3 protein-coding genes are annotated in these 3,307 nt (G+C 47.2%); all 3 read right to left on the bottom strand.

Annotation, left to right across the window (positions count from 1 at the left end; genetic code table 11):
• Positions 1-1,664, bottom strand: a 1,664-nt coding sequence (locus tag PX484_RS11715) for a GTPase family protein (RefSeq protein ID WP_288103945.1), incomplete at its 3' end; no start/stop codon positions are given.
• A 212-nt stretch (positions 1,665-1,876) separates the two neighbouring features.
• A complete protein-coding gene (locus tag PX484_RS11710; protein WP_287765460.1) occupies positions 1,877-2,752 on the bottom strand; it encodes a 3'(2'),5'-bisphosphate nucleotidase CysQ family protein in 876 nt (291 codons plus the stop codon).
• A gap of 92 nt (positions 2,753-2,844) precedes the next feature.
• The coding region (locus tag PX484_RS11705) for a ChaN family lipoprotein (RefSeq protein WP_288103943.1) at positions 2,845-3,307 on the bottom strand (463 nt) is incomplete at its 5' end.

Genomic DNA, 3,307 nt, shown 5'->3' with positions numbered 1-3,307 from the left:
TAGGCCATCTGTAATTTACCGATCGCTACTGGTAATTGTTCCACAGGAATTTGTTCAGCTAAAAGATAGGCTAAAGTCGGTCTTCCCGTGGCTAAAGTGGAGATAAAACCTAGAATAGGACTTTTTAATAGGGCCGTTAAACCTTGCCCCGTGGCCATCTGTAAAGTATAGCGATCGATTATTTTCGCCGCTGCCAGGGTTCGAGTTTCCAAATCCGCTAAAAAACGGGCTAAACGCAACTGTTTTGCGGGTGAAATTGCCCCCAGTAAAGCGATTGATAACTCCTCATCCCCCCAAGCTTCTCTATCCGGCTGTTGACTGACCATCGGCAAAATGCGATCGCAGAGATCCTCGAATAATTCCGCCCGATACTGCAAGCATTCGCGGATATTGACTTCTTTGGGACTTTCTCCCGTCAGCCAATTATAGGGGGGTTGCCACTCTCGCAGCGGACGCAGGCGATCGACTTGAGAAACACAGACTATAACTGGTAAATTGTCAATAGTTTGTTGCAAATCTTTAAGAAAAGCCTCATCCATGGCCAGGGCGGGATCGAGGGCGGGGGTGACAAGAATCAATAAATCGGCGTTTTTGGCATAATTAAGAACCTTTTGCCGATCATCAGCCCGATTTGCCTGTTCGTAGCCCGGGGTATCCCAGAGGATTAACTCGTCCCCTTCTGGGGTTTGCCAATGGTAGGATTGGATGGCATCGGTACTGGGCAATAGATCCACTTGGGCTAAATCGGCCCGAAAGAGAGTATTGATTAAACTGCTTTTGCCGGCCCCGGTGCGTCCAACCAGCAGAATGTTAACCGGTTGGCGATCGATTTCCGTGATCGGTTCAGCTTGGGCGAGAATTTCCTTGAGAGTAGTGGTGGCGATTTTGGTCTTGGTGGGGAGAGTTGGGGCGAGATTGCCGCCACTGTAGAGTAACACCGCTTGGCGAGAGAGGTTTCTTAGGGCATTTTCCCGCAAAACTTGCCCTAAATTGACTAATAATTGCTGATCCGCTCGATCGCTGTACTTTTGACTGGCAACTTTAGCCACAGCCGCAGCGGGATTGATTACCCATTGCGCCCAATTCCAGACCTGCCAAAGTTTCTGGGCCGAGGGTTGCAATTTTTGATAAACTTCGTAGGCTTGATAGGCTTGGCCGATGGTGATTTGATTCAGGGCCGGGGAAAGATTCTGCATCCAGCGATCGCTATCATCCACGGTTCCCCGAATTAAACCGTAGGCCTGGGGAATGTAAATATTTAATAAGGGGTACTTGACATCGGGGTAATATATATGGGCGATGGCACTGACCAAATCCTGACAGCGTTGCCAAAAAGTCGCCCAATCTTCCCAAACCGGGCGATCATTGCGGGCCTCGACGATAATCCTCTCGATAATTTCCTCGACATTGCCCCCGGAATCACCCTCAGGAGGGGTTAATTCTGCCTTAATTTCCCCGATGGCGGCTTCAATTTCCCCGACTGCTGGGCGCGTCCATTTGACCAACAGGAAGCGCCAAGCCACAAAAATCAGGGTAAAAACTGCCCAAATCCAATTCAAACCCCATTGATTGATCTGGACACTGGCGGCCACGATCAGAAAGATGACCACGGCGGCGATCGGAACTGCTAAAATCAACCCTTGCCAAGTTTTTAACCGTAACATTGCTCGATCTGGTTTTTTTCCATTCTACCGATCTCTGATTCTCGGTTAGGGGGGCAGAAATTAAGCTCTCTTGGGTTTGGTGGGTAAAATGTATTCTAAGATACAGTACCGCCGGCGAAGGACTAGAACGAACCACAAAGACACAAAGGACACAAAGATTGATCGCTCCTATATAAGTTAAACCGATCACACAAAGAATAAGAGAGCAGAAATTAGACAGTGGCATCAATTTGGGCGAGGATTGCCGTGGACAACTGACAAAGTTGTTGATGACAAGGACCATTACTGGCCATGATCCCCCCCCATTGCCGCACATCGCCGCGATTATAGCGCACGGGTTGACCGTCAAAATAGGAGAATTTGCCGCCTGCTTCCGTTAAAATCAACTCCGGGGCGGCAAAATCCCAGTCTTTAGCCGCCGATTTCCCCGATAGGGAGATATAAACATCGGATTTTTGTTCGAGGATCGTGGCAATTTTACAGCCCACACTACCCACATAATTTTTACCTAAGAAGGGTATTTGACTTAATAAATTATCAAAACGTTGGTCACGATGGGTACGACTAACTACCAGATAGAGATCGGTAATTTTATCTTTATTGGCAACTTTTACCTGTGTAATATTTCCGTCGCTAGTTTCTAGAAAAGTACCTTTTCCTTTTTGGGCAAAATAGAGTTTTTCTTGATCCGGTAGGGCAACCACGGCGATGATCGGTCTTCCCTGATAACATAAAGCGATATGTAGGGCATATTCTCCCGTTTTGTTGATAAAATCGCGGGTTCCGTCCAAAGGATCGATAATCCATACCCAATCTTTCGGGATAGCTTCATTGCCTTGATGGGTTTCCTCGCTCAGATAACCAAAGTCGATATCAGAAAAATTTGTTTGTAATTCCCCTAAAATATAGTTATTTGCCGCTAAATCCGCCGCCGTCACCGGTCCGCCTTTTTTCTTCTTGTTAACGGCTAAATCCTGTTCACCCCGGTGGTAGGATTGGAGAATTTTAGCACCACCCCAACCGACGGCACGAGTAACAGCTAAAATGCGATCGAGTGTTTCGGTATCTTGACAGGTTAAATTAATCATAAAATAGCCTCAGTTTTTCAGACTTATTATCTACTAAATTTAAAGACTGGCTTCTTAGCTTATCATCCCTTGCTTCCTAGCTCCTGACTGGCTTAATTTTGCCCTTGCCAAAAATAATCGGCGGGTTTTTTGGTTTCTTCCGGTGATGATTGGGGAGCGTCTCCCAAGAAAACCGAACGCTGGCTGACGCGATCGCCTAATCTTCTTTGGACTCGACTGGGAATGCCGTAACCGTAGGCAATATGACCTTTTCCTGCTAGGACGATGATCTGATATTCGGGATGAGCTTGCCAGAATTTAGCGATCGCATCGGCCATGGTTTCATCCCAGAGAACCTGTGCCAGAAAAAAGCGATCGAATCCCTGACTTTTGCCCCCCGTGTGTTGCTGATAAACGGCTAGGATCTGTTGACGATACTCCTCGTTATCCTGGTTTATTTCGCTTTTAGGGGGAATGTAGGTCATTTCTGAGGTGGAGAGGCTTTCTAAGCCCTCCTGTGCCACTTTTCTAGTGATTTCCGTGGGTGTATTGAGGGCGATCAATGGTAGTTTTTTC

Source organism: Microcystis sp. M49636_WE2 (genome assembly GCF_030065375.1).
In the GTDB taxonomy this organism is placed as follows: domain Bacteria; phylum Cyanobacteriota; class Cyanobacteriia; order Cyanobacteriales; family Microcystaceae; genus Microcystis; species Microcystis aeruginosa_C.
The sequence above is the reverse complement of the archived record's forward strand: the minus strand, read 5'-3'. Positions and strand labels throughout refer to the sequence as shown.